Here is a 26,251-nt window from a genome sequence, read left to right as displayed (position 1 = left end):
TCTCCTTCGGGGAGTCGAGGATTCTGAGGGCTCACAGCTCCCCCATCCGCCGGATCACGGGGGCGACGCGCTGCACGCCGTGCCGGTAGGCGCCGCGGGCGGCCCGGCGCACGACCTGGCGCACGGGTCCCGGCGCGCGGTCGGCGGCCGGCGCGCCGGGCAGCGGGGTGCCGTCGGGCGCGAGGTGGTGGCGGGCGAGGACGCGCGGCAGATAGCCGGGGGCGGTGGTGCGGGTGTAGTAGGGCGCCAGCGGGGGGCGCTCCTGGTCGAGCAGTTCGGCGACCCTGGCCCGCGCGCCGTCGAAGGCCTTTTCGTACCCGCCGTCGGCGGCGACGCCCTGCCGGGCGAGCCATTCGGGGTCCGGCCCGGGCCGCAGTCCGGCGTCCAGCTGATCCCAGGAGACGAGGCAGTTCGAGCCGGTGAAGTGGTGGTTGCCGAGCGCCTCGCGCACACCGAGGTCGGTGAGGAGCGCGGTCGGGATGCGCCGGTGCAGGGATTCGAGGGCGGCGGTGGAGCTGACCGTGACGAGCAGGTCGGTGCGGTCCAGGACCTCGCCCATGTTCCCGTACACGAGGCGGAGGTTGGGCGGGAGTTCGCGGCGCTGCGCGAGCTTCTGGTAGGGGATCTCCTCGATGTGCGTGGTGTGCTCGCCGGGCCGGCTGCGCAGCTTGAGCAGCACCTCGCGGTCGGGGTGCGCCTCGGCGTGCCGGACGAGCCGGTCGAGGAGGTACGCGCGGTCGGCCGCGGTGTCCGGCACGGACGGCTGGGCGGCGAAGGTCACCGTGTACGGCTCGTGTTCACCGGTGTACGGCTCGCCGCCGAGGAACGGCAGCGCGCACTCGGTCACCGCGGCGGCGTCCGCGCCCACCCCCTCGTACACGGCGCGGAACCGGTCCGCGTCGTAGCCCGAGTTGGCGAGCACCACGTCGGCGCCGTGCCGCAGGAGCAGTCCGTCGGCGAGCTTCTCGTAGACGACGCCGACGTAGCCGGTGACGACGACGGGGCGCCGGGCCGCGTCCCGCCAGGCCCGGGCGAGTCCGTGGAGCATGGCCTGGACTCCCCCGCCGACGAGCGCGAGCACCACCACGTCGTAGGCTTCGGGCCTCATCCCGCGCAGGAACTCGACGGCCGTGACCTCGCGCAGGCTGTCGGCGCGGACGCCGACCTCACGGAGTTGACGCGGGGTCGGGGTGGCCCGGCCGCGCAGCAGAAAGCCGTCGAGGGCGGCACGGTCGGGGGCGATGCGGGAGGCGGTGAGCGACCCCCATTTCCACCGGGTGTCGGAGTCCGCGAGCACGGCGACCCTGAGCTGCTTTACGTTCCTTACTGGCACGCTGGAAAACTTAGGAAGCAATTCCGAGCCGCGGCCCAACCAGAATGCAACAAACGGTTAACAGCACACCGACGAATGGCGAATCGGCCCCGGAAATGGCCTGCGCCAGGGCCGGTTCACGGTCCCGCCACGCTTCGTTCACCTGACATCAAGCCATCGGTCAAGACGAATGCCGGGCCGCGCCCTAACGTCACCGACGTGGTCAAGCTCTCCGTCATCGTGCCGTTCTACAACGTGCAGCAATACGCGCCCGACACCCTGAGAAGTCTGCGAGCGAACGCACGCGACGACTTCGAATTCATTCTCGTCGACGACTGCTCCAAGGACGAGACACCGGACATTCTCGCGCGCGCCGAGCGCGAGCTGCCCGGCGCGGTCGTCGTCCGACACGAACGGAACGGAGGACTCGCGACCGCCCGCAACACCGGACTCGACCGGGCCCGCGGCGAATACCTCGCCTTCCTGGACGGCGACGACTGGCTCGCGCCCGGCTATTACGCGCAGCTCCTCGCCGCCATGGAGGGTCTGGGCTGCGACTTCGTGCGCACGGACCACGTCCAGTGCACGGCGCGGGCCCGCTCGGTGCACCGCTTCCCGCACGGACTGCGCAACACCGTGATGGATCCGCGCGCCGCGATCCTGCCCGCAGACCGTTCGACCGCCGTCGACTACGCCTACGCGTGGGCCGGCATGTACCACCGGCGGCTCGCCGACGAAGGGCTGCTGCACTTCACCGACGGGCTGCGCACGGCCGAGGACCGGCCGTGGATCTGGCGGCTGCACCGCGAGGCGAAATCCTTCGCGGCGGTCAGCACCCTGGGCGTTTTCTATCGCCGGGGCGTGTCGTCCTCGCTCACCCAGATCGGTGACGTACGGCAGCTCGATTTCATTCGCGCATTCGACCAGGTGGTCCGGGAAACCGCTCAGGACCGGGATGCCGAGCTGCTTCTCCCGAAGGCCGTGCGCACGTACTGCGCCATCATTTCCCACCACTTGGGATCCATCGAAAGGTTCGAACCTCCCGTGGCCCGCACATTGAAGTCGCTCAGCGCGGCCGCGCTCAAGCGCATGCCGCAGCGGGTGCTCGACGACGCGCTCGACTCGATGGACACGCAGCGCGCCACGCGCCTGCGCCGCCTGCGCCGCCGACCGGTCAGCGCGGAGGTCACGGCATGACGACCCGCATCCTGCTGGCCTCGACGCTGTACGGCGCGGCCACCCTCGCCGCGGCCCTCGACGCGGAACGGTTCGCCCCCGCGGACCGCACGCTGCTGCTGGTCGCCAACAACGCGGCGACGCCCGAGACCACCCCGTCCGTCGACGAGATGCCCGGCTTCGAGCAGCTGCGCGGCCGCTTCGACGGCGTCCTGTCGTGGAACGCGGCCATCGCCCCCTTCCACCCCGGCAGCTGGGGCCCGCGCGCCGACGACATCCCGCTGTGGGAACGGTACTTGCGGCTCGAATGGGGCCTCGGCGACGACGACGTCGAGCTGGCCGTGGAGTCCATCCAGGTCAACCCGGCGATGGCCGTCGCGCAGATCTTCGCGGGCGCCCCCGTCGACGTGTACGCGGACGGCCTGATGAGCTACGGGCCGACCCGCAACAAGATCGACCCGCTGATCGGCACGCGGGTGCGCCGCCTGCTCCACCTCGATCTGGTGCCGGGCCTGAAGCCGCTGCTGCTCACGGAGTTCGGCGTCGAGCCCGAGGTCGTCCCCACCGAGGTCTTCCTCAAGGTGCTCGCCGAGCTGTGCGACGTGGCGGGCGAACTGCCGCGCCTGTCCGGCGAACCGGCCCTGCTGCTCGGCCAGTACCTCTCGGCCCTCGGCATCCTCACGGCCGACGAGGAGGAGGACCTGCACGTACGGATGATGCGCGGCGCCGCCCAACTGGGCCACCGGCACGTCGTGTTCAAGCCGCACCCCACGGCTCCGGCCCGCTGGTCGCGCGTCCTGGAGAAGGAGGCGGAGCGCCTCGGCGTCGAGCTGACCGTCCTGGAGACGCCCGTCCTCGCCGAGGTGCTCTACCAGCGGATGCGCCCGGTCCTCGTCGTCGGCTGCTTCTCCACGGCGCTGCTCACCGCGAGCGCCCTGTACGGCATCCCGGTGGCGCGCGTCGGCACGGCGACGCTCCTCGACCGTCTCACGCCGTACCAGAACAGCAACCGGGTGCCGGTCACCATCGTCGACGCGCTGCTGCCCGACCTGGCGGACCGTACGGCGGTCGAGGCGCAGGAACAGCCGCTGCCCGTCGGAGAGTTGGACGAGCTGCTGCGCGCGGTCGGCTACGCCATGCAGTCCAAGATCTACCCGGACCTGCGCCGCTCCGCCGAGCGCTATCTCGCCACGCGCCTCGACGACAGCACGTGGCGGTACTTCAAGCGGCGCCGGCTGACCTCGCTTGGGCTGCCCGGCGCGATCCCGACCCAGTTCGCCTTCATCCCGCGCAACCCGACGGTGCGCAGGGTCGCGAAGCGGGCCCGGTCCCTGAAGCGGGCGGCCCTCGGATGACGGCCACCGGTACGACGCTGCCCCCGCTTCCGGCACCGCAGGCGGGCGAGCAGACGAAGTCGATGCTCCCGCACCCTCCGTCGCGCCTGTACGCCCTGGACGGGCTGCGGCTGATCGCGGCGCTGATGGTGGCGGCGTACCACTACGGGGGCAGGGACGGGGAGGTCTCCCAGGCGTGGGGGTCCTCCCCGAAGACCCAGTTCCCCTCGCTGCACGGCTGGTTCGCGTACGGCTGCCTGGGTGTGCAGATCTTCTTCGTCATCAGCGGTTTCGTGATCTGCATGAGCGGCTGGGGCCGCCCCCTGCGCTCCTTCTTCGCCTCCCGCGCGGCCCGCCTCCTGCCGTCGTACTGGGTGGCGATCGTCCTGGTGACGGCCGTCTTCGCGCTGCCCGTCGTGGTGTACAAGGCGGTGTCGCCCAGCGACGCGCTGGTGAACCTGACCATGCTGCAGCAGCCGCTGGGCGTGGACCGGGTCCTCGGCGTGTGCTGGACACTCTGGGCGGAGCTGCGCTTCTACGCCCTGTTCGCGCTCTGTGTCGTCCTGCCGGGCGCGACCCGGCACCGGGTGGTGCTGTTCAGCGCGGTGTGGATGCTGGCGGCGGTTCTCGCGGAGGGCTCCGGCGAGCCGCTCGCGACGCTCGTCCTGATGCCGGAGTACGCCCCGTTCTTCATCGGCGGCATCGGCCTGTACCTGGTCCACCGCAACCGGCACGACGTCACGGCCTGGGGCATCGTCGCGGTGAGCTGGCTGGTCGGCCAGCACTTCGCGGTCGACAGGACCTGGCACGCGCCGAACCCGGACTTCTTCTCGTACCGCTCCTCGTTCGGGATCGTCGTGGTGGTCACGCTCGGCTTCGCGGCAGTGGCGGCGATCGCGCTCGGCTGGACGAGCTGGGCGAAATGGCGCTGGCTGACGGTCGCGGGCGCCCTCACGTACCCCTTCTACCTGGTCCACGAGCACCTCGGCTGGGTGGCGATCGCGGCCCTGCACCGCCGCCTCGGCCTGCCGTCGTGGCTCACGTTCGCGGCGACGGTCGCGGTGATGCTGACGCTCGCCTGGCTGCTGAACCGTTACGTCGAGAAGTGGGCGACGCCGCTGCTGCGCAGGTCGCTCAACCGGCAGACCGGCCCGGCGGTTCAGCGCACGTCGTAGCGCGCCGCCACCCCCGCCACGATCAGCCGCAGCCCCTCCTCGAACCGCTCGTCGTACCCCGCGAACAAGTGCTCGCCCGCGGCGGCGGCGAGCGGGTACGCGGCGAGCTTCTCCGCGCGCTCGTCCACGTCCACGGCCGGCGCGCCGCTCCCCGGCTCGGGCAGCATGCCCTGCTCCTCCGTGACGAACCCGAGCGTGAACATGTACGCCGTGGAGCTCGCCCAAGCCGCCTGCTCGGGGGTGAATCCGGCGTCGATCAGGAAGCGCAGATTCGCATCCAGCTCCGGGCCGTGGTCGGTACCCGTGAAGCGTGAGCCGCTGAAGACCTTCGCGCCGTCGCGGTAGCGCAGCAGCGTCGCGCGCAGCTGCCGGTTTCCCTCGATCAGCCGGTCCTGCCACGTCCCGGCGGGCGCGCGCCCCGGCTCGTAGCCGATGTCCTTCCCGGCCTCCGTCATCCGCCGGAACATCACGGTCGCCATCTCGTCGAGCAGCGCCTGCTTGTTCTTGAAGTGCCAGTACAGGGCGGGTGCCTGCACGTTCAGCTGCTTGGCGATGGCGCGCAGCGTCAGCCCTTCGAGCCCCACGTCGTTCAGCAGGTCGAGGGCGGTGTCGGCGACGTGCGCCTTGTCGAGCCTCGGCTTCTCGTTCTGCTTCTCGTTCTGCTTCTTCTTCTCGGCCACGCTTGACAGTTTAACGCCGTTAAGGCCATGCTCGATCCATCGAACTTAACGGCGTTAAGGAGAGTGATGGGGATGAGCGTGGAGACGACGGACGTACTGATCGTGGGCGCGGGCCCGACGGGCCTGGCACTCGCGGTGGACCTGGCGCGGCGCGGGACGCGGGCGCTGCTGGCCGAGCGGGCCGACGGTCTTTTCCCCGGCTCGCGCGGCAAGGGCCTGCAGCCGCGCACCCAGGAGGTGCTGTACGACCTCGGGGTGCTGGACGCGATCCACGCGGCGGGGACGCGGTACCCGAAGATGCGGATCTGGGAGGGCGCGGAGCCTGGCCAGGAGTGGGACATGGTGGAGCGCTCCGAGCCGACCGAGCAGATCCCGTGGTCGGAGGGCTGGCTGATACCGCAGGCCCGTACGCAGGAGGTGCTGTACGCGCGGCTGCGGGAGCTGGGCGGCGAGGTCCGCTTCGGCGCCGCGCTGAGCGGTCTGGCGCAGGACGCGGCCGGGGTGACGGCGACGTTCGAGGACGGCTCGGCGGTGCGGGCGCGGTACGCGGTGGCGGCCGACGGCGGCAGGTCCACGGTCCGCAGGGCGCTCGGCGTCGGCATGACCGGGGAGACGGTGGACGCGAAGCCGATGCTGGTGGCGGACGTGCGGATCACGGACGACGCACCACTTCCGGACACGCACTGGCATGTGTGGCCCAAGGCACCGGAGGGCACGGTGGCGTTCTGCCCCCTGCCGTCGGACGGGGAGAGGGGCGGCGGCCGGGTCTTCCAGCTGGCGGCCCAGTTCGCGGACGAGACGGCAGTGGTGGACACGTCACCGGACGCGGTGACGAAACTCCTCGCGACCCGCACGGCGCTGTCGGCGAAGCATGTCGCCGAGGTGCTGTGGGCCTCGGACTTCCGGGCGCGGGCGGCGATGGCCGACCGCTTCCGGGTGGGCCGGGTCTTCCTCGCGGGCGACGCGGCGCACATCCACTCCCCGGCCGGCGGCCAGGGTCTGAACACGAGCGTGCAGGACGCGTACAACCTGGGCTGGAAGCTGGCGGCGGTACTGGCCGGGGCGCCGCCCGCGCTGCTGGACACCTACGAGGAGGAGCGGATACCGGTGGCGGCCGGCATCCTCGGCATCAGCACCCGCATCCACCGGGCGAGCACCGCGGGCACGCCCACGCGGCGCGGCAGCGAGGTGCAGCAGCTGGGGATCGGCTACCGGGAGTCGACGCTGAGCCGGGAGACCCGCCCCGCCCTCCCGGCCGACGCGCTGCGGGCGGGCGACCGGGCCCCGGACGGCCGGGGAGCCGGGATCCGCCTCTTCGACGCGTTCCGGGGCCCGCACTGGACGCTGCTCACGGTGGGCACGGTGGGCACGGAGCCCGAACTCCCGGCCCTGGAGGGCGATTCCCTCCGCACGGCGCACATCCCGTCGCACGAGGCGTACGGCCGGGGCGTGTTCCTGGTCCGGCCGGACGGCTATGTGGCGTGGGCCGGCCGGACGGCTCAGGGGGTGGAGGAGTACCTGGCGCGGATCGGCGTGGCTAGGCGCTCGCCAGCGACAGCTTGACCGCGAAGCCCAGGAACAGGACACCGGCGGCCGAGGTCGCGCCCGCCGAGAGGCGCTTGCGGCGGCGGAAGGCGGCGGAGAGCTTCATGCCGCTGAAGATCAGCGCCGACAGGTAGAGCACACTGGCCGCCTGCGCGAAGGCACCGAGGACCACGAAGGACAGAGCGGGGTACGCGTAGGAGGGGTCGACGAACTGCACGAAGAAGGCGATGAAGAACAGGATCGCCTTGGGATTCAGGAGGCTGATCACGAAGGCGCGGCGGAAGGGCCGCTCCTGGGCGGGCTCCTCCTCGGCGGCGCCGCTCTCGGCCGCGAGCCGCTCCTTGCGGCTGCGCCACATGCTCCACGCGGCCCGCATCATGCCGATCGCGAGCCAGGTGAGATAGCCGGCGCCCAGGTACTTCACGATCCCGAAGATCAGGGCGTTGGCCTGGAGCAGGGAGGCGACCCCGGCGGCGGAGAGGGTCATCAGGACGGTGTCACCGCACCAGACGCCCGCGGCCGCCTTGTAGCCGGTGCGTATGCCGCGGCGGGCGCCGACGGACAGCACGTACAGCGAGTTCGGCCCCGGAAGGAGGATGATCAGGGCGAGGCCCGCGAGATAGGTCGGAAGATCGATGACACCCAGCATGGCGGGAGTCTCGCACGACCGCCCGGCCCACCGCCCACAGGGCCCGAATTCCGGACACCCGCCCTCGGGCTCCGCCCAGGACCCCGCGCCTCAATCGCCGGCGGGGCTGAAAAGATCGGGGCTCTGCCCCGGACCCCGCTGCTCAATCGCCGCAGGGGCTTGGTGTGCCCAGCCGCCGCCGGGGCGCTCAAGGCGAGCCAAATCAAGCCCCGCCGGCGATTGAGGCGCGGGGTCCGGGGCAGAGCCCCGTGAGCCCGGCCCCGGCGCCGCGCACCAGGAGCACGGGGCCCACCCCGACCCACACCGGGACCGTCAGAAGGTGTCCGACGGTACGTACGCCCCCCAGATCCCGCGGAGCGCGTCACACACCTCACCGACCGTCGCGCGGGCGCGCAGCGCGTCCTTCATCGGGTAGAGGACGTTGTCCTCGCCCTCGGCCGCCTTCTTCAGCGCGGCGAGCGCCGTGTCGACCGCGTCCTGGTCCCGCTCGGCCCGCAGCTTCGCCAGGCGCTCCGCCTGCTGGGCCTCGATGGCCGGGTCGACCCGGTGCGGCTCGTAGGGCTCCTCCCCGTCGAGCTGGTAGCGGTTGACGCCGACCACGACGCGCTCGCCGGAGTCGGTCTCCTGCGCGATCTGGTAGGCGGAGCGCTCGATCTCGCTCTTCTGGAAGCCGCGCTCGATCGCGTTGACCGCGCCGCCCAACTCCTCGACCTTCTCCATGAGTTCGAGGGCGGCGGCCTCCACGTCGTCCGTCATGCTCTCGACGACGTAGCTGCCCGCGAACGGGTCCACCGTCGCCGTCACGTCGGTCTCGTACGCGAGGACCTGCTGCGTGCGCAGGGCCAGGCGGGCGGACTTGTCGGTGGGGAGCGCGATCGCCTCGTCGAAGGAGTTCGTGTGCAGCGACTGCGTGCCGCCGAGGACGGCGCCGAGGCCCTGGACGGCGACGCGCACCAGGTTCACCTCGGGCTGCTGGGCGGTGAGCTGCACGCCCGCGGTCTGCGTGTGGAAGCGGAGCATCAGCGACTTGGGGTTCTTGGCGCCGAACTCCTCCTTCATCACCTTCGCCCAAATCCTGCGCGCCGCGCGGAACTTGGCGACCTCCTCCAGGATCGTCGTACGAGCGACGAAGAAGAACGACAGGCGCGGCGCGAAGTCGTCGACGTCCATGCCGGCCGCGACGGCCGTGCGGACGTACTCGATGCCGTCGGCGAGCGTGAAGGCGATCTCCTGCGCGGGCGAGGCACCGGCCTCGGCCATGTGGTAGCCGGAGATCGAGATGGTGTTCCACTTCGGGATCTCGGCCTTGCAGTACTTGAAGATGTCCGCGATCAGCCGCAGCGAGGGCTTGGGCGGGAAGATGTAGGTGCCGCGGGCGATGTACTCCTTGAGCACGTCGTTCTGGATGGTGCCGGTGAGCTTGTCGGCCGGCACCCCCTGCTCCTCGCCCACGAGTTGGTACATCAGCAGCAGCAGCGCGGCCGGGGCGTTGATTGTCATCGACGTGGAGACCTTCTCCAGCGGGATGCCCCCGAACAGGACGCGCATGTCGTCGATGGAGTCGATCGCGACGCCGACCTTGCCGACCTCGCCGGAGGCGATCGGGGCGTCGCTGTCGTGGCCCATCTGGGTCGGCAGGTCGAAGGCGACGGACAGGCCCATCGTGCCGTTCGCGATGAGCTGCTTGTAGCGGGCGTTGGACTCGGTGGCCGTGCCGAACCCGGCGTACTGCCGCATCGTCCACGGGCGGCCCGTGTACATCGTCGGGTAGACACCGCGCGTGAAGGGGTAGGCGCCCGGTTCACCCAGCTTCTGATCCGGGTCCCAGCCCTCCAGAGCCGACGGGCCGTAGACCGGCTCGATGGGCAGTCCGGACTCGGATTCGCGCGCCATGGTTGTGCCTCCAGCGATGACTTGCCGATGCTTGCCGATGAAAAGCTGATTACTTGCCAGTAGTGAACGACCCTCGCGACGGACTGTAGCGGCGGGCGTGCGGCCAGTGGAGAGCCCCGCGCTGGGACCTTGCTCACAGACTTTCCCGTGTTTGCCCGCGGCGTCACGGTGCCCCCGCACCGAGTTCGATCCCGTTCGGAGGCGGGCAGCATCTGTCGTGACACGAGAGAGCGGCGCGGCAGGCGGGGGGACGTCATGCGGACAGCTGTCCTACGTTCATCGATCGCGGTCACCGGGGTGCTGGCCCTGGCGGTCGGGTGCAGGGCACAGGCGGTGCAGGACGGCGGGCGCGCCGCACCGCCACTGACGTCCGAGCCGTCCGCCCCCGACGCGTCCAGGGCCCCCGCCGACGACGCCAAGCCCACCGGGCCCCCGACGCCCGCACCCAAGGTCCTCCTCTCCCCCGGTGACAGCTCCAAGGGCGTACGGGAACTGCAGGCGCGGCTGCGCCAGGTGGCCTGGCTCTACAACGGGCCCACGGGCACGTACGACGACGTGACCGCCGACGCGGTCAAGGGATTCCAGGGCAAGCGCGGCCTTCCGCGCACGGGTGAGACGGACACCGTGACCTGGCAGCGCCTGCTGAACATGACGCACGAGCCGGGCAAGTGGGAGCTGTACCAGTTCGGTGGGCAGCCCCCGGCGAAGCCGGATCCGCGCTGCATGACGGGGCGGGCGCTGTGCGTCAGCAAGACCAGCCGCACGCTGGCGTGGATGGTGGACGGCAGACGCGTGCTGACGACGGAGGTGCGCTTCGGCTCCCAGTACACGCCGACCCGCGAGGGCGTCTTCCACGTCACCTTCAAGTCCCGGCACCACGTCTCGACGCTCTACGACAGCCCCATGCCGTACGCGATGTTCTTCAGCGGCGGCCAGGCGGTGCACTACTCGTCGGACTTCGCGGCGCGCGGCTACGCGGGGGCCTCGCACGGCTGTGTGAACGTCAAGGACGAGCAGAAGATCGCGCGGCTGTTCGCCCAGGTCCGCACGGGCGACAAGGTCGTCGTCTACTGGTGAGGCACTGGAGCGGGCGGTGAGAAGTTGAACGGCGCGGGTGGGACCGGGGGAACGTGTCCCACCCGCGCCAGTGGCACGACGCCGCGGATACGGGGGGAACCCGGGCTCGTGCGCGGCCGATGACCAGTCGGCACATCTATTACTGCGTCGCGACGGCCAGAAACGTCACACCCACGACCGCGACCCTTCAGAGGATCGCGTTTTCGCAGGTCAAGAGCTTGGGCTGGTGCTGACGCCGGCGCTCGCGGTCGGGCTGGCACTCGCGGTCGGGCTGGCACTGACGCTCGCACTCGGGCTCGCGCTCCCGCCGTCGTCGGGGCTGACGCTCGCGTCGGGGCTGACGCTCGCGCTGGGGCTGACGCTCGCGCTCGGGGTGGTGCTGCTGCCCGGGTCGGCGTCCTCGCCGTCACCCTCGCCCTCGCTGTCGCCCTTGCCGCCGTTCCCGTTGCCGTCCTTGCCGTTCTTGCCGTCCGAGGCGCTCTTGGTGCTGTATTCGCCCGTGCCGTTCGTGTCGTTCGACGTGCTCCTGTCGGCCGGCCCGGCCGGACCGCCGTTCCGGTCCAGGACGCGGTCGCAGAAGCGGCCCACTGCCCGTGGACTCTGCCCGACGACTCTCGCGGACGCCTCCAGGCGCTGTACGTCCTCGGCCGCGAGTTCCCCGCCCCGGTACTTGCGGCAGGTCTCGGCGAGCCTGCGCCCCTGGACCTTCGCGCCCCCGCCGCCCGGCACGTTCAGCCCGGGGCCCTGCTCGTGGGACGTACGGCCGTCACGCGGGACGCCCTTGCCGGGGTCCTGCGAGGGCGAGCCGGAACGGCCGTCGGGCGGACCGGACGGCTTCGTGGGGCTGGGCACCGCGTGCCCGTCCTCCTTGATCCCCGCGGACGGCGAGGAGAGCGGCCGGTCGGGGCTGGCCGCGGCGGACACGGAGGCGCCGGGCGCCGGTTCGTCCGCCTTGTGGAACGGCGAGGGCAGCACCCCGGTCCCCGCGGCGACGGCGACCCCGCCGACCATGCACGCGGCGAACGCGGCGACCACGCCGAGCCGCGCGGGGCGCCCCCAGCGCGAGCGGCCCTCGGACGTCTTCGCGGCGGACCGGCCGGGACGGGCGGCGCGGCGGGCGCGCGACGCGCCGTTCGCGGTCCCGCTCACCGCGCCGTTCACCGCGGTGACCGCGCGCGTCTCGCGGAACGCCTTCAAGGCGGCTTCCTCGCCCGGCAGTTCGCCTCCGGGTCCGGCCGGGGCCTCGGCCAGCGCGTGCAGCGCGGCGGCCAGCCGGTCGGCCCGCAGGGCGGCGTCACCGGAGACGGCCGGGGGCTCTCCGCGCAGCAGGCGGTCCGCCGCGTCGCGGTTAAGCCACTTGTCGTGCTCGTCGGCCATCACATGTCCTTCTGCGTCCGCGTACGCGAATGCGTCACACCTGCGGACGTTGTCGTGCGAGTGCGGTCACGCCGTGGAGTCGGGACCGCTTCGAGAGAGTCGGCGGAGCTCTCGGCGTTCTCGGCCGCCGTGGGCTCGGCGGCGCCGAGCAGTTCGGCGAGCCGTTTCAGGCCGCGGTGCGCGGCGGTGCGTACCGCGCCGGGCCGTTTGCCGAGGGTCTGGGCCGCGCTCTTCGCGTCCAGCCCGACGACGACGCGCAGCACGACGGCCTCGGCCTGATCCTGCGGGAGCTCGGAGATGAGCGCCATGGTGTCGCCGGTGGCGAGGGATTCCATGGCCTCGTCCGCGGTGTCGGAGAGCGCGGGTTTGCCGGTGAGTTCGGTCTCGTCGCCGCCGATGGCGGGCCGGCGCCCCCGCATGCGTATGTGGTCGAGCGCGCGGTTGCGGGCGATCCGGGCGGCCCAGCCGCGGAACCGGTCGGCGTCGCCCTCGAAGCGGTCGATGTCGCGGGCGATCTGCAGCCAGGCCTCCGACGCGACGTCCTCCGCGTCCGGATCGCCGACGAGTGTGCGTACGTATCCGAGCAGCCGTGGGTGCACGGTGCGGTACACAGTGCGGAAGGCGGTCTCGCTCCCGTCCTGCGCCGCAAGCACCGCGGCGGTCAGCTCCGCGTCGTCCCCCAGCACTCCCTGCCCCTGCCCTGCTCTGGCCGTGAAGCCGTGTGCGCCGTATGAACGGGTGCGCGCGCCCGGCGCGAACCAGAACGCTACGGCCTGAAACGTCCTCTCGTCCATGTTCGTACAACAGACAACCAACGGCGCTCCAGAGCGGTGTGACAGAAAACGCACCCGCGACGCTGAGACAAGTACGGGCCGCTCGCGACCCGTAACGCGCGGCGGCCGGGGTCTCTCCTGTGGGGGGTGGCGACCTCGGCCGTCCCGCTTTTCCGAGCCGTTTCCCGGCCGTTTTCCCCTACGAAGGCTCCAGGCCCGTTTCCCGTGACGAAGGCGACGGCCGCGGCCCGCGCGGGCGCCAGTCGTCACGGCGGCGGGGTGCCGCGGCGAGCGCCCCGGCGGCGCAGGCCTCGCGGAACGCGGCGAGCGCCCGCAGTTCACCCTCGGCATCCGGCGGCGGGACGCCGCCACGCACGGCGGCGGCCAGCACCGCGCCGACGGAGCCCCGGCCGGCGACGGAGCCCCGGTCGGCGACGCGGCCGGCACCGCCGGGGACGCCCGGCGGCGGGGTTTTCTCAGTCATCTCGCCTCCCCCAGCGTGCGCGCCCCGCGATCCGTCACACCCCGGGGCCCGCTCCCCGGCTCACTCCGCTCCTTCGCCGCCCCCGAGGTGCCGGGCGAGCCGCCTGAGCCCCCGGTACGCCGCCGTGCGCACGGCTCCGGGCCGCTTGCCGAGGACGCGCGCGGCGGCGGGCGCGTCGAGCCCGACGACGACCCGCAGCAGCACGGCCTCGCGCTGGTCGCGCGGCAGCAGGTCGAGCAGTGCGAGCGCACGCTCGGTGGAGAGGGCTTCGAGGGCCTGCTCGGCGGTGTTGTGCCCGCCGGGCAGTTCCAGCACGTCCTGCTCCAGGACGGACTGCCTCGGCCGCACCTTCTGGCGGCGCAGCAGATCGAGCGCGCGGTGCCGGGCGATGGTCGCGGTCCAGCCGCGGAACCCGGCCCCGTCCCCGCGGAACCGGCCGAGGTCGCGGGCTATCTCCAGCCACGCGTCGGAGGCGACGTCCTCCGCCTCCTCCCCCACGAGCCCGCGCAGATACCCGAGCAGCCCCGGCTGTACGAGCCGGTAGGCGACGGCGAACGCCACCTCGTCGCCCTCCTGGGCCCGGGCGACGGCGGCGCCCAGCTCCCCGTCGTGCGCCTGCGCACGACGGGACTCCCCTCCCTGGCCCAACCGGTCACCCCCTGACCGGATCAGCGCCGCCCTCCACAAAAACGTCACAGAGTCCGCGTGGTGACGTACGCCACACCCGTGCAACCCGTGACGTTTTTCAACGGTCGTTCGCTGGATAGAGCATTCAACCCGCGTGTCACGCGGGATATGTGTGAACTTCATCGAGGGGTGGGGCAATTGAGCCCGCGACATTCGCGAGAAAAGGCGGCGGACGCGCGCAGATCGCACGCGTACCGGCCGCTGAGTCTCAAGCGGAGAGCGTGGATCACGATGGGGGCGGTCGTGGTCGGCGGCGCCGGAGTCGTGTCGTACGCGATGGCCGATCCCGGTACGCAGGACGCGGGCACCGCCGCGTACCGGGCCGCGTCCGTGCACACATTGAGCCTGGAGACGAAGGCGGACCGCAAGGTCGTGCCGCCGAAGTCGACGCAGCGGTTCAACGCCGTGTCGGTGACGTGGAAGAACCCGAAGGACCGGATCGACGGCACGGCCCAGTTCCGGGCGCGGGACGCGGCGTCCGGCACGTGGGGCTCCTGGACCACCCTGCCGAAGGACACGAACGACGCGGACGGCGCCGAGCGCGAGGCCGCCGACATCCGCGGCGGCACCGCGTCCGTGTCGACGCAGGCCGCGTCGGACGGCGTGGAGGTGCGCGTCGTCGACGCCGACGGCAAGGCGTCCGGGCTTCCGGCCGGGATGGACGTCAAGCTGATCGACCCCGGCACCGGAACCCGCAAGGGCGGCGCCGAGAACGCCGCGTTCACCTCCGACGAGACGCCTCCCGAGGCCCGCCCCTCGACGGTCGTGAAGCCGACGATCATCCCGCAGTCGGTGTGGGGCCCCGGCCTCCCGCACGACGGAACTCCCGTGTACGACACGGAGATCAAGGCCGCCGTCGTGCACCACACCGGAGTGGACTCGGACAACCAGGTGCCCTGCGCGCAGACCGCCCAGCGACTGCGCGAGATCCAGCAGGACCACGTCGGCAAGGGCTACTACGACATCGGCTACAACTTCGTGGTCGACCGCTGCGGCCAGATATTCGAGGGCCGCACCGGCGGCATGGACCTGCCGGTGCACGGGGCCCACGACTACGGCTTCAACACGGACACCGTCGGCATCTCGTACATCGGCAACTTCGAGTCGGCGAAGCCCACCAGGGCCGCGCTCGACTCCATCGCCCGCGTCGTCGCCTGGAAGTTCGGCCAGTACGGCATCAAGGCGACCGACAAGGTGACGCTGACGTCCAACGGCGACCTCGACACGGACGGCAACAAGGTCCCGCTCGGCACGGACATCACCCTGCCGCGGGTCTTCGGCCACAAGGACACCAACAAGACGGCGTGCCCCGGCGCGAACCTGCACCCGAAGCTGGGCCAGATCGCGACCCTCGCCGCCGCCCCCGGCGTCTCGCACGCCCTGGCGAGCCAGAACGTCGTCGGTGACGCCACCGACGACATCGTCGCGGGCCTGCCCAAGGGGTCGAGCGGCGGCCAGATCGCCCTCGTGCCCGGCAGCGTCTCCGGGCCCACGGCCACCGGCAAGAAGCTGATCTCGCAGTCGAGTTCGGGCGTGCCCGGCACGGGCGAGAGCGGCGACGAGTTCGGCGCCGCCACCGCCACCGGCGACATCAACGGCGACGGCCACACCGACATCGTCGTCGGCCAGCCCGGCGAGGACGACACCGCGGGGCACTCCAACCGCGGCGCGTACACGATCCTCTACGGTCCGGACTTCACCTCCGGCACCGGAGTCAACATGGACGGCAGCTACGAGCTGACCAACGCCAGGTACGGCTCCGCCGTGGCCGTCGGCGACTTCAACGCGGACGGCACGGCCGACGTGTTCGCCGCCTCCACCGGCACCGGCGGCACCTGGAGCGCCCGCTACGGCGACGGCTGGGACGCCGACTCGGCGATCACCACCACCGAGTCGAACCTGTCCTACGCGGACGCCGCGTCCGGCGACTTCAACCAGGACGGCTACGCGGACGTCGCTCTCAACTACCGCGACGGCACCGGCATCGGCAGGGTCGTCTGGTACAAGGGCGGCGCGAGCGGACTGCGCAAGGCCGCCACCCTGTCGACCAAGGGCGGCCGCTCCATCGGCGCGGGCGACATCAACGGCGACGGCATCGACGACATCGCCGTCGGCCAGCCGTACACCGCCGAGTCCGGCGCCGCCGCGGGCGGCCAGGTCACCTTCGTCAAGGGCTCCCTGCCCACGGCCACGACGGCCGGCGGACTGACCACTTCCGGCGCCAGGACCGTCCATCAGGACACCTCGGGCGTGCCGGGGGCCGCGGAGGCGGGCGACGCGATGGGCGCCTCGATCGCCGTCGGCGACTACAACCTGGACGGCTACGCGGACGTGCTCGCGGGCACGCCGAACGAGGACATCACCCGGACGTCGAACCGCTCCAACGCGGGCAACTCGATCCTCCTGAAGGGCACGTCGACCGGCATCACCGGCACCGGCGCGCTCTCCGTCACACAGGACACCAGCGGCGTCCCCGGCTCGACCGAGACGGACGACAACCTCGGCTCGGCGGTCGCCCTGACCGACCTCTCCGGGTACGGGCGCACCGACCTGGTGATCGGTTCGGCGGGCGAGAACGCGGGCGAGGGCATGCTGACGTACGTGCCGAGCAATTCCGGCGGGCTCGGCCTGACGTCGACGAAGAACCTCACCAAGGCGACGCTGGGCACCCCGGCCACCGGACGCCTGGGCACCAACCTGGCGCCGTAGAGCGCCAGTTGTCCTGTCGAGGGCCGTGGGGGCCGTTCAGTCCTCCACGGCCTTCGCCGTGAGGTCCCCGGTCACCCGCACCGTGCCCGTGGGCCCCGGCGCCCGCGGCGCGTTCACCACGACCGCCGCGACGAGCGCCCCGACCAGCACCGAACCCGTCGCCCACCACGTGGCACCGGTGCGTGCACCGGCCGCCTACCGGGGGGGGCCGGGTCAGCCGCGGCGGGTCAGCCCCGCCCCCGCTCGCGCCGCGAGACGGCCGCCCGCAGCACCCTGCGCCCCTCCGTCGAGACGACCAGGGCCTGGCGCAGTCCGGCCGCGCCGCCGCCCGCGAGCAGTTCCAGGATCTGGGTCTGGCGCCGCAGTTCGGCCGCGACCAGCGGCGACATCCCCTCGGTGCGGCCCTCGCGGCGCGCGCTCACGCTGGTCGCCCGGTCCTCCGCCGTGTCGATCATCCGGTGCACCTGGAGCGCGGCCACCGAGCAGGCGTCGGCCCACTCCCGCCACGCGTCGGCGCGTGCCCGCTCGGGTGCGGCGCCGAGCATCCGCCGCACCAGATCCGCGGCCTCGCCCCGGGGGACGGCCCCGTCCAGTTCGTCGCGCGCCGCCACGAGCCGCGCGCCCCAGTCGGCGCCGTCCTCGGCGAGGCTCGCCCACAGCGGGCGCAGCACGTCCTCGGCGGGGGCGCCGGGCTCGCCGACGCCGAGCAGCGGCACGCACCGGTCGAGGCAGCCGAGCCCGCTCGTGGCGAGGCCACGCTCGTCGGCCTGCGCGATCAGTTCCACCAGGCTCATGGACGCAACGCTCCTCGTACGCGGACCCAGTCGTTCCCTTTGACCCCTACGGCACTTACTGCGCCCCGGCGGCGCGGATCGTCACAGCGCCCGCACACCGAGCCGGTCGAGGAACCGGAAGAAGAGCTCCTCCGCCGAGGGCTCCGCGGCCGAGCGCAGCACCTCGGCGAGCGGCGCCGCGGGCACCTCGCGGCCGCACTCGGCGGCCCAGCCGACGGCCCGCTCGGCGGCGTCGTCGGGCAGCAGGAAGTAGTCCTCCAGGGCCCGCTCGTCGCCGCCGATGTACCCGGCCATCGCGGCGCGCCCCAGGCACGCCGTCCAGACGCCGCTCCCTGGCCCGGCCGCCTCGACGACCGCGCAGACCGAGTCCATGACGTAGGCGAACAGGGCGGGCGCCCCGGTCTCCGCCGCCAGCGCGTTCATGCTGCCCACGTCCCGCGTCTGCTCGCCGCCACCGGGGCACTCCCAGACCTGCCAGCCGTCGGCCCGCTCCTCCAGGAGCGTCAGCTCCTCGCGCACGCCGCCCAGCGCCTCGCACTTGTCCAGCGGCTGCCCGCTTCTCGCGACCACGTAGTAGCCCCAGTAGCCCATGCCCGATCCCCCCGTCCCGGTGTATGCCCCATACGTCGTACCTGCGGCCGAATAGACCACAGCCATAAGGGACTTCGCCACCAGAACGGCGGATCGGGGCGGTCAGCCGTCCAGCTTGTTCGCCAGGTCGGCGAACTCGGGCCAGCTCAGCTCCGGCTTCTTCGGGTCCCACAGCTTCTGCGCGGTGGCCCGCAGCGGCATCCGGATGCCCTGTGCGACCTGCGCCTGGGTCTTCGCCCCCGAGATGTCGCACCACACGGCGAAGGAACCGCCGAGGATCTGGTCGTCGTACTTCGCGGGCACCGGGCTCGTCCCGCGCAGCACGCGCGGCGTCCAGCTCTTGTAGATCCGCTCACCGGTCGGATAGACGAAGGTGTTGGGCTCGCCGAGGACGTAGTACATGTACTCGTCGTTGTAGTTCGTCACCTTCCGCCCCTGGCTCAGATACTCGAGCGGCTCGCGCGCCCCGATCTCCTTGCCGGTCCAGTAGGCGACCTCGATGCCCTTGTCGGCGTCGACGACCCCGCCCTTGTAGAACCCGTCGTTCCAGGCCTTCAGGTTCCGGTCGTAGGGCTTCATGGTCTTCGCCCGGTCGTTGAGCCAGCCCTGGGCGAGGTCCTGCACCTTGGCGTTCGCCCCGTACTTCTCGCGCGCCGCGGCGGCGAGCTGCGGGAAGGAGGTCTCGGGATTCTCGCTCATCAGCGCCCGGTACTCGTCGGCACCCAGATGCCAGTACGCGCCCTTGAACAGCTTCGCGTACTCCCGCAGCAGATCGTCGACGATCTTCGCCGAGCCCGGCTTGGAGATGTCCACGGCGCCGCGCGCCGCCACCCCGCTCGCGTCGCGCAGCTGGAGCTCGGGGTGCGCCGCGATCACCGCGCCGAGGTGCCCCGGCGAGTCGATCTCCGGCACGACCGTGATGTGCCGCTCGGCGGCGAGCCGCAGGATGTCCTTCACCTGCGCCTTGCTGAGGTGCTCCTTGGAGACGACCTCGGGATGCGAGTCGGACGCGATCCGGAAGGACTGGTCGTCGGAGAAGTGCAGGCCCAGCTGGTTGTACTTGAGGTCCCCGATCTCCTTGATCCGGTCCTTGATCCAGTCGGCCGTGAAGTGCTTGCGGGCGATGTCCAGGTTGAACCCGCGCTGCGGCTTGCCGGGCTCGTCCGCGGTGACGCCCTCGGGCGCCTTCGCCCCGCCGTGCACCTCCTGCTTGAGGGTGCGCGTCCCGTAGAACACGCCGGTGTCGCTGGGCGCGACGATCCGCACGGTCCCGTTCTCCACCGTCATCCGGTACGACTCCGGGTTCGCCCCGCTCTTCCCGCCGATCGCCAGCTCGACGTCGCCGGATCCCGCGTCCCCGCCGGACCCCGCGTACGTCAGGCCCAGCTCCTTCGCGACGAGCCGCCCCTCGTCGGCGAGGTCGCCGTCCTTCACGACGACCTCGCCGCCGCCGGGCTTCCAGCCGGGCCCGTGCGCGGGCGTGAAGTCGCGTACCTCGGGGATCGTGTGCGCGGGCTTGGACAGCGGGTACGAACGGGTGGGCGAGGGCGTCGCGGACGTCGCCGACTTCCCGTCGGAGGGAGACCCGCCGCCGTCCGAGCACCCCGCGGCCGTGACCAGGACGATCCCGGCGGCGACGACCACCAGAGCCTGCCGCTGCTTCTCCACGAACACCTCGCTGACCCCCGTCGAGCCGACATGTACGCCGCCGACGTTAACGGGGGATCCACAGGGGCGCGGGGAGGTCTCGGTTTGCGGCTTCACCGCGTGGCGCTCGCGCGTACCGTCCACCCAATCCCCGCAAACCCTCCCGTCCGAGTGAATTTCACGTATCCGCCGGACACTCACGACAACCCCCGACTACCGTTACGCCACAACCACCACACCAGCCCCGCCGCCGGAGGCCCCCGCTGAGCCCCCTCCAGACTCCCGGCCGTCTGCCCATACCGGCCCGGGCCACGGCATCCGGCACCGCCGGACGCCTGGCGCGCTTCAACGCACTGCCGCAGGAGGAGGCCGAGCGGACGCTGCACACGTGCTGCCGGAGCCACGCCTGGGCACGCCGGGTCGCGGCGCACCGCCCCTACCCGGACGTGGACGCGCTGCTCGCCGCGGCGGACGAGGCGACCTACGACCTCGCCCCGGCCGACATCACCGAGGCCCTGACCGGCGAGGACCTCGTGCTGCCGCCCGACCCCGCCGCGTTCTCGGGACACTCGGGCTACTCGGCGTACGCGGCCGCGAACACCGCGCTGGCCGCCGCCCACAGCGCCTACCAGGCCCGGTTCGGCCACCCCTTCGTGATCTGCCTGGACGACATCGCACCCAGCGAGGCCCTCGACCACCTGCTCGCGGGCCTGCGCACCCGCCTCGGCCACGACCCGGTGCACGAGCGCGAGCTGGCCGCCGAGGAGCTGCGGCGACTCGCCCGGGGCCGGCTCGCCCGGCTCACCCGCCCGACGACCGGCCTGGAAAGCGGCATCAATAGCCCGTACGTGCCTGTTTGATTGCCTGTTTGATCACACATAAGGCCCCCGTGCGGGTGTCCCGACAACTCGTCGATACGATGACGAGCGGCCGGTGGACCGTACCCGGCCGGGCTCGCCCGACACTGAAGCCGGCGCGGCCCTAGTCCCCGCTCCCGGAGGGTTCTTCCGTGCCGGCTGGAACGCTGTACCGCGGCCGGGAAGGCATGTGGTCGTGGGTGGCTCATCGAGTCACCGGTGTCCTCATTTTCTTCTTCCTGTTCGTGCACGTCCTGGACACCGCTCTCGTCCGCGTCTCCCCCGAGGCGTACGACGATGTCGTTGGTACCTATAAGACGCCGATCGTCGCGCTTCTGGAATACGGCCTCGTGGCCGCGATTCTCTTCCACGCGCTCAACGGCCTGCGTGTGATCGCCGTCGACTTCTGGTCGAAGGGCCCGCGCTACCAGAAGCAGATGCTCTGGACCGTCATGGGCGTCTGGATCGTCCTGATGGTCGGGGCTCTCTACCCCGTACTCGGCCACGCCGTCCGCGCACTCTTCGGGAGCTGAGGCCAGACATGTCTGCTGACACCACCCCCGCGAACTCCGGCGTCGGCCCCGTGGAGGGCGTCTCCCTCTACGACGTCGACAACCCGGCCCCGTACATCGAGCCGCCGCGCAAGCGCACCTCGAAGACCCCGCGCTCCACGCGCGGCAACTTCGAGATGATCGCCTGGCTGTTCATGCGCCTGTCGGGTGTCGTCCTCGTCGTCCTGGTCCTCGGCCACCTGCTGATCCAGCTCGTGCTCGACGGCGGCGTCTCCAAGATCGGCTTCGCGTTCGTCGCGGGCCGCTGGGCGTCCCCGTTCTGGCAGGGCTGGGACCTGCTGATGCTGTGGCTCGCGATGCTGCACGGCGCCAACGGCCTGCGTACCGTGATCAACGACTACGCCGAGCGCCCCAACACCCGTATGTGGCTGAAGGGCCTGCTGTACGCCGCGACGGTCTTCACCGTCCTGCTGGGCACGCTGGTGATCTTCACCTTCGACCCCAACATCCGTTAAAGCCGAGGCGAGCGAAATCGTGAAGATTCACAAGTACGACACCGTCATCGTCGGCGCCGGCGGCGCGGGCATGCGTGCGGCCATCGAGTCGACGAAGCGCAGCCGCACCGCCGTGCTGACCAAGCTCTACCCCACCCGCTCCCACACGGGCGCCGCGCAGGGCGGCATGGCCGCCGCGCTGGCCAACGTGGAGGAGGACAACTGGGAGTGGCACACCTTCGACACGATCAAGGGCGGCGACTACCTGGTCGACCAGGACGCCGCCGAGATCCTGGCGAAGGAGGCCATCGACTCGGTCCTCGACCTGGAGAAGATGGGCCTGCCGTTCAACCGCACCCCGAACGGCACCATCGACCAGCGCCGCTTCGGCGGTCACTCCCGCAACCACGGTGAGGCCCCGGTCCGCCGGTCCTGCTACGCCGCGGACCGCACGGGCCACATGATCCTTCAGACGCTGTACCAGAACTGCGTGAAGGAGGGCGTGGAGTTCTTCAACGAGTTCTACGTCCTGGACCAGCTGATCGTCGAGGAAGACGGCGTCAAGAAGTCCGCCGGTGTGGTCGCCTACGAGCTGGCCACCGGCGAGATCCACGTCTTCCAGGCGAAGTCGGTCATCTACGCGTCCGGCGGCACCGGCAAGTTCTTCAAGGTGACCTCGAACGCGCACACCCTGACCGGTGACGGCCAGGCCGCCTGCTACCGGCGCGGGATCCCGCTGGAGGACATGGAGTTCTTCCAGTTCCACCCGACCGGCATCTGGCGCATGGGCATCCTTCTCACGGAGGGCGCCCGTGGTGAGGGCGGCATCCTCCGCAACAAGGACGGCGAGCGCTTCATGGAGAAGTACGCGCCCGTCATGAAGGACCTCGCGTCCCGTGACGTCGTGTCCCGCTCCATCTACACGGAGATCCGTGAGGGCCGCGGCTGCGGTCCCGAGGGCGACCACGTCTACCTCGACCTCACGCACCTCCCGCCGGAGCAGCTCGACGCCAAGCTCCCGGACATCACCGAGTTCGCGCGTACGTACCTCGGCATCGAGCCCTACACGGACCCGATCCCGATCCAGCCGACCGCGCACTACGCCATGGGCGGCATCCCGACCAACGTCGAGGGTGAGGTCCTGGCGGACAACACCACCGTCGTCCCCGGCCTGTACGCGGCCGGCGAGGTCGCCTGTGTCTCCGTGCACGGCGCCAACCGCCTCGGCACCAACTCGCTGCTCGACATCAACGTCTTCGGGCGTCGTGCGGGCATCGCGGCGGCCGAGTTCGCGCACAAGACCGAGTTCGTCGAGCTGCCGGAGAACCCGGCGAAGCTGGTCGAGGACCTGATCGAGCAGCTGCGCGACTCGCAGGGCACCGAGCACGTCGCGGTGATCCGCAACGAGCTGCAGGAGTGCATGGACGCCAACGTGATGGTGTTCCGCACCGAGCAGACGATCAAGACGGCCGTCGAGAAGATCGCCGAGCTGCGCGAGCGGTACAAGAACGTGTCGGTCCAGGACAAGGGCAAGCGGTTCAACACCGACCTGCTCGAGGCCATCGAGCTGGGCAACCTGCTCGACCTGGCCGAGGTCATGGCGACCTCCGCCCTGGCCCGCAAGGAGTCCCGCGGCGGTCACTACCGCGAGGACTTCCCGAACCGCGACGACGTCAACTTCATGCGCCACACCATGGCGTACCGCGAGGTCGGCGACGACGGCTCCGAGTCCATCCGTCTCGACTACAAGCCGGTCGTCCAGACCCGCTACCAGCCGATGGAGCGTAAGTACTGATGGCTACCCCGACCATGGACAAGGCGGAAGCGGCAGGCGCGCCCGAGCCCGGCTTCGCCGACACCCCGAACATCACGATCACGCTGCGCGTGCGCCGCTTCAACTCGGAGGTCTCCGACGAGTCGAACTGGCAGGACTTCCAGCTGGAGATGGACCCCAAGGAGCGGGTCCTCGACGCGCTGCACAAGATCAAGTGGGAGCAGGACGGCACGCTGACGTTCCGTCGCTCCTGCGCGCACGGCATCTGCGGCTCCGACGCGATGCGGATCAACGGCAAGAACCGTCTTGCCTGCAAGACGCTTCTCAAGGACATCAACCCCGAGAAGCCCATCACGGTCGAGGCCATCAAGGGCCTCACGGTCCTCAAGGACCTGGTCGTGGACATGGACCCGTTCTTCCAGGCGTACCGCGACGTCATGCCGTTCCTCGTCACGACGGGCAACGAGCCGACGCGTGAGCGCCACCAGTCCGACGAGGACCGGGCCCGCTTCGACGACACCACCAAGTGCATCCTGTGCGCCGCGTGCACGTCGTCCTGCCCGGTGTTCTGGAACGACGGCCAGTACTTCGGTCCTGCCGCCATCGTGAACGCCCACCGCTTCATCTTCGACTCGCGCGACGAGGCCGGGGAGCAGCGCCTGGAGATCCTCAACGACCGTGACGGTGTGTGGCGTTGCCGCACGACCTTCAACTGCACGGACGCCTGCCCGCGTGGCATCGAGGTCACCAAGGCGATCCAGGAAGTGAAGCGCGCGCTCATCACGCGCCGCTACTGAGCTTCCGAGCCGCACGGCTCCGAAGGCCCCGCTCCCCTCCGGGAGCGGGGCCTTCGCCGTTTTCCACCCCCTGTGGAGACCTCCCTCCAAACCTCCCTCTGAGACCCCCGTCACGTACGACGACTCCCGCTTGAACATGTTCAAAAACGGGTCTAGATTCATCACCGTCAGCGTTTTTGAACGCGTTCAAGGAGGGTGGGGCATGGACCTCACAGTCGTCGCATACGTCGTCTACCTCGTCGTCAGCATCGGGCTGACCATCTGGGTGGCCCGCACCCTGAGCCGCAACGGCCGGGTCTTCCTGGCCGATGTGCTGCACGGGAACGAGAAGCTCGCCGATGCCGTCAACCACCTTCTGGTGGTGGGCTTCTACCTGGTCAACCTCGGCTTCGTCGCCCTGTACCTGAGCGGCGACGAACAGCTCGCCAGCACCCGCGAGGTGTTCGAGGCGCTGTCCACCAAGCTCGGCGTCGTCCTGCTCGTGCTCGGCGTGATGCACCTCGGCAACGTCTACGTCCTCAGCAAGATCCGGCGGCGCGGCGTCCTGGAGCGGGAGCAGCAGCCGCCGGTCGCGCCGCAGGGCTGGGCCGCCCCGGTGAGCGGGGCGTGACAGCCGTGACGGCGGCCGGACAGGCGGCGGACCGGGGCGCCACGGGGGTGGTCCCGGTCCGCCGGCTCACGGTCCTGTACGACACCCAGTGCCCGCTGTGCACGTTCGCGCACAACTGGCTCGCCCGGCAGCGGCAGCTGGTGCCGCTGGAGTTCGTCCCCGCGGGCTCGGACGAGGCGCGGCGCCGCTGGCCGCACCTCGACCACGCCGCGACGCTCGCCGACATCACCGTGATCGGGGACGGCGGCCAGGTCTACCGGGGATCCGCCGCCTGGGTCGTGTGCATGTGGGCGCTGCGCGAGTACCGGGCCACCGCCCACCGGATGGCGACGCCCGCCGGGATGAAGGTCGCCAAGCAGGTCGTGCTCGGCGCCGCCAAGTACCGCGAGACGCACCAGGCCCGGCAGGCCGGGGGCGGCGCGTACCGGCGGCAGGACGGCTGGACGTACGACCCGAACGGCGGCTGGTACTACGTGGCGCCCGGCTCCGGGTACGCGCCGCCCGGCTGCGACAGCGGCTGCCGCGCGGGCGATTAGGCTCGGCACCGTGGCAGCAGAAGATCCCCTGAAGAAGAGCGCGGGCACCCCGGCCAAGCCCGACAAGCCCGACAAGCCCGCGAAGAGCGAGCAGACGCGGGCGCTCATCCTGGAGACCGCGATGCGGCTGTTCCGGGAGCGGGGCTACGACAAGACCACGATGCGGGCCATCGCCCAGGAGGCCGGGGTCTCGGTCGGCAACGCGTACTACTACTTCGGGGGCAAGGAACACCTGATCCAGGGGTTCTACGACCGGATCACCGCCGAACACCAGGCGGCGGTCCGGTCGGTGCTCGACACGGAGACCGACCTTCAGGCACGGCTCGCGGGCGTGCTGCGGGCCTGGCTGGAGATCGCGGAGCCGTACCACGAGTTCGCGGCCCAGTTCTTCAAGAACGCGGCGGACCCGGACTCCCCGCTCAGCCCGTTCTCCGCCGAGTCGAAGCACGCCCGGGAGGCCGCGATCGACCTGCACCGCGAGGTGCTCACGGGGTCCAGGGCCAAGGTGCCCGCGGAACTCGCGGAGATCCTGCCGGAGCTGATGTGGCTGTCCCAGATGGGGCTCGTCCTGTACTGGGTGTTCGACAGCTCCGAGGGGCGTGAGCGCAGCCGCCGGCTCGCCGACCGGGGCGCCCGCCTCACGACGCGGGGCGTGGCCCTCGCCCGGTTCCGGGTGCTGCGGCCGCTCGTCCTGGAGGTGCACGAACTGTTCGTCGACTTCCTGCCGGGGATGACCCGGCCCCTGAGCCGATAGGGACCCGCTGGTCT

25 protein-coding genes are annotated in these 26,251 nt (G+C 71.3%); 14 read left to right on the top strand and 11 right to left on the bottom strand.

Translation table 11 applies throughout. The features are described from left to right. Positions 1-31 precede the first annotated feature (31 nt). Complete coding sequence (locus ACY34M_RS09130; protein ID WP_462716100.1) at positions 32-1,333, bottom strand: DUF6716 putative glycosyltransferase; 1,302 nt, start codon at positions 1,331-1,333, stop codon at positions 32-34. Between the two features lie 198 nt (positions 1,334-1,531). Here ACY34M_RS09130 and ACY34M_RS09125 point away from each other — a divergent pair, with 198 nt between their 5' ends. Genes ACY34M_RS09125 through ACY34M_RS09115 form a run of 3 tightly spaced genes read left to right on the top strand, consistent with a single transcriptional unit; the run spans position 1,532 to position 4,997 of the window. Continuing rightward, the gene (locus tag ACY34M_RS09125; RefSeq protein ID WP_462716101.1) at positions 1,532-2,509 is read left to right on the top strand and encodes a glycosyltransferase family 2 protein; all 978 of its coding nucleotides are present in this window, start codon (positions 1,532-1,534) and stop codon (positions 2,507-2,509) included. Further along, entirely contained in the window at positions 2,506-3,843 is a 1,338-nt protein-coding gene (locus ACY34M_RS09120) for a polysialyltransferase family glycosyltransferase (protein ID WP_462716102.1), read from the top strand. Before ACY34M_RS09125 ends, ACY34M_RS09120 begins: the two co-directional genes overlap by 4 nt. Further along, positions 3,840-4,997 (top strand): acyltransferase family protein, encoded by a 1,158-nt coding sequence (locus ACY34M_RS09115; RefSeq protein ID WP_462716103.1) that lies wholly within the window; start codon positions 3,840-3,842, stop codon positions 4,995-4,997. The genes ACY34M_RS09120 and ACY34M_RS09115 overlap by 4 nt, the downstream gene beginning before the upstream one ends. On the opposite strand, the gene ACY34M_RS09110 is transcribed toward ACY34M_RS09115, so the two are convergent. After that, entirely contained in the window at positions 4,982-5,677 is a 696-nt protein-coding gene (locus ACY34M_RS09110; RefSeq protein ID WP_462716104.1) for a TetR/AcrR family transcriptional regulator C-terminal domain-containing protein, read from the bottom strand. The genes ACY34M_RS09115 and ACY34M_RS09110 overlap by 16 nt on opposite strands. A gap of 72 nt (positions 5,678-5,749) precedes the next feature. On the opposite strand from ACY34M_RS09110, the gene ACY34M_RS09105 reads away from it, so the two are divergent. Continuing rightward, positions 5,750-7,240 carry an FAD-dependent monooxygenase gene (locus ACY34M_RS09105; protein WP_462716105.1) on the top strand — a complete coding sequence of 497 codons (1,491 nt, stop codon included), beginning with the start codon at positions 5,750-5,752 and terminating at the stop codon, positions 7,238-7,240. Here ACY34M_RS09105 and leuE read toward each other — a convergent pair. Continuing rightward, positions 7,215-7,871 (bottom strand): leucine efflux protein LeuE, encoded by a 657-nt coding sequence (gene leuE, locus ACY34M_RS09100; RefSeq protein WP_462716106.1) that lies wholly within the window; start codon positions 7,869-7,871, stop codon positions 7,215-7,217. The genes ACY34M_RS09105 and leuE overlap by 26 nt on opposite strands. Before the next feature lie 312 nt (positions 7,872-8,183). Next, entirely contained in the window at positions 8,184-9,764 is a 1,581-nt protein-coding gene (locus tag ACY34M_RS09095) for an acyl-CoA mutase large subunit family protein (RefSeq protein ID WP_462716107.1), read from the bottom strand. Positions 9,765-10,019: 255 nt separating this feature from the next. Between ACY34M_RS09095 and ACY34M_RS09090 the strand changes: the two genes are divergently transcribed. Further along, positions 10,020-10,841: a L,D-transpeptidase family protein gene (locus tag ACY34M_RS09090; protein ID WP_462716108.1), complete on the top strand. Its 822-nt coding sequence runs from the start codon at positions 10,020-10,022 to the stop codon at positions 10,839-10,841. Positions 10,842-11,051: 210 nt separating this feature from the next. Here the strand turns inward: ACY34M_RS09090 and ACY34M_RS09085 are convergent, their stop codons facing one another. From ACY34M_RS09085 to ACY34M_RS09070, 4 genes are all read right to left on the bottom strand, one after another. Continuing rightward, positions 11,052-12,218, bottom strand: a complete 1,167-nt coding sequence (locus ACY34M_RS09085; RefSeq protein ID WP_462716109.1) for a hypothetical protein — start codon at positions 12,216-12,218, stop codon at positions 11,052-11,054. Next, complete coding sequence (locus ACY34M_RS09080; protein ID WP_462716598.1) at positions 12,218-12,904, bottom strand: RNA polymerase sigma factor; 687 nt, start codon at positions 12,902-12,904, stop codon at positions 12,218-12,220. Before ACY34M_RS09080 ends, ACY34M_RS09085 begins: the two co-directional genes overlap by 1 nt. Before the next feature lie 286 nt (positions 12,905-13,190). After that, positions 13,191-13,475 carry a hypothetical protein gene (locus ACY34M_RS09075; RefSeq protein ID WP_462716110.1) on the bottom strand — a complete coding sequence of 95 codons (285 nt, stop codon included), beginning with the start codon at positions 13,473-13,475 and terminating at the stop codon, positions 13,191-13,193. 60 nt (positions 13,476-13,535) lie between these two features. Beyond that, a complete protein-coding gene (locus tag ACY34M_RS09070; RefSeq protein ID WP_462716111.1) occupies positions 13,536-14,123 on the bottom strand; it encodes an RNA polymerase sigma factor in 588 nt (195 codons plus the stop codon). A 270-nt stretch (positions 14,124-14,393) separates the two neighbouring features. On the opposite strand from ACY34M_RS09070, the gene ACY34M_RS09065 reads away from it, so the two are divergent. Beyond that, positions 14,394-16,871: an N-acetylmuramoyl-L-alanine amidase gene (locus ACY34M_RS09065; protein ID WP_462716112.1), complete on the top strand. Its 2,478-nt coding sequence runs from the start codon at positions 14,394-14,396 to the stop codon at positions 16,869-16,871. 227 nt (positions 16,872-17,098) lie between these two features. On the opposite strand, the gene ACY34M_RS09060 is transcribed toward ACY34M_RS09065, so the two are convergent. The 3 genes from ACY34M_RS09060 to ACY34M_RS09050 all read right to left on the bottom strand — a co-directional run bounded on the left by ACY34M_RS09060 (position 17,099) and on the right by ACY34M_RS09050 (position 19,930). Next, positions 17,099-17,665 carry a hypothetical protein gene (locus ACY34M_RS09060; protein ID WP_462716113.1) on the bottom strand — a complete coding sequence of 189 codons (567 nt, stop codon included), beginning with the start codon at positions 17,663-17,665 and terminating at the stop codon, positions 17,099-17,101. A gap of 81 nt (positions 17,666-17,746) precedes the next feature. Continuing rightward, complete coding sequence (locus tag ACY34M_RS09055) at positions 17,747-18,256, bottom strand: hypothetical protein (RefSeq protein ID WP_462716114.1); 510 nt, start codon at positions 18,254-18,256, stop codon at positions 17,747-17,749. Between the two features lie 102 nt (positions 18,257-18,358). Beyond that, complete coding sequence (locus tag ACY34M_RS09050; protein ID WP_462716115.1) at positions 18,359-19,930, bottom strand: beta-N-acetylhexosaminidase; 1,572 nt, start codon at positions 19,928-19,930, stop codon at positions 18,359-18,361. A gap of 308 nt (positions 19,931-20,238) precedes the next feature. Between ACY34M_RS09050 and ACY34M_RS09045 the strand changes: the two genes are divergently transcribed. The 8 genes from ACY34M_RS09045 (at position 20,239) to ACY34M_RS09010 (ending at position 26,237) form a co-directional block, all read left to right on the top strand. Then, entirely contained in the window at positions 20,239-20,763 is a 525-nt protein-coding gene (locus tag ACY34M_RS09045) for a 2-oxo-4-hydroxy-4-carboxy-5-ureidoimidazoline decarboxylase (protein WP_462724111.1), read from the top strand. Positions 20,764-20,912: 149 nt separating this feature from the next. Next, positions 20,913-21,293 carry a succinate dehydrogenase, cytochrome b556 subunit gene (gene sdhC, locus ACY34M_RS09040; RefSeq protein WP_462716116.1) on the top strand — a complete coding sequence of 127 codons (381 nt, stop codon included), beginning with the start codon at positions 20,913-20,915 and terminating at the stop codon, positions 21,291-21,293. 8 nt (positions 21,294-21,301) lie between these two features. After that, positions 21,302-21,787, top strand: a complete 486-nt coding sequence (locus ACY34M_RS09035; RefSeq protein WP_462716117.1) for a succinate dehydrogenase hydrophobic membrane anchor subunit — start codon at positions 21,302-21,304, stop codon at positions 21,785-21,787. Between the two features lie 19 nt (positions 21,788-21,806). Beyond that, a complete protein-coding gene (gene sdhA / locus ACY34M_RS09030; RefSeq protein WP_462716118.1) occupies positions 21,807-23,561 on the top strand; it encodes a succinate dehydrogenase flavoprotein subunit in 1,755 nt (584 codons plus the stop codon). Beyond that, the gene (locus ACY34M_RS09025; RefSeq protein WP_462716119.1) at positions 23,561-24,337 is read left to right on the top strand and encodes a succinate dehydrogenase iron-sulfur subunit; all 777 of its coding nucleotides are present in this window, start codon (positions 23,561-23,563) and stop codon (positions 24,335-24,337) included. Before sdhA ends, ACY34M_RS09025 begins: the two co-directional genes overlap by 1 nt. Before the next feature lie 202 nt (positions 24,338-24,539). Further along, positions 24,540-24,947 carry a hypothetical protein gene (locus ACY34M_RS09020; RefSeq protein ID WP_462716120.1) on the top strand — a complete coding sequence of 136 codons (408 nt, stop codon included), beginning with the start codon at positions 24,540-24,542 and terminating at the stop codon, positions 24,945-24,947. Beyond that, a complete protein-coding gene (locus tag ACY34M_RS09015) occupies positions 24,944-25,483 on the top strand; it encodes a thiol-disulfide oxidoreductase DCC family protein (RefSeq protein WP_462716121.1) in 540 nt (179 codons plus the stop codon). Before ACY34M_RS09020 ends, ACY34M_RS09015 begins: the two co-directional genes overlap by 4 nt. 28 nt (positions 25,484-25,511) lie before the next feature. Continuing rightward, positions 25,512-26,237: a TetR family transcriptional regulator gene (locus ACY34M_RS09010; RefSeq protein WP_462716600.1), complete on the top strand. Its 726-nt coding sequence runs from the start codon at positions 25,512-25,514 to the stop codon at positions 26,235-26,237. The last annotated feature ends 14 nt before the right edge of the window (positions 26,238-26,251 follow it).

Source organism: Streptomyces sp. EDA2-14, from assembly GCF_054963755.1.
Note: the sequence above shows the minus strand (reverse complement) of the source record. Positions and strands in the feature narration are given on the sequence as shown.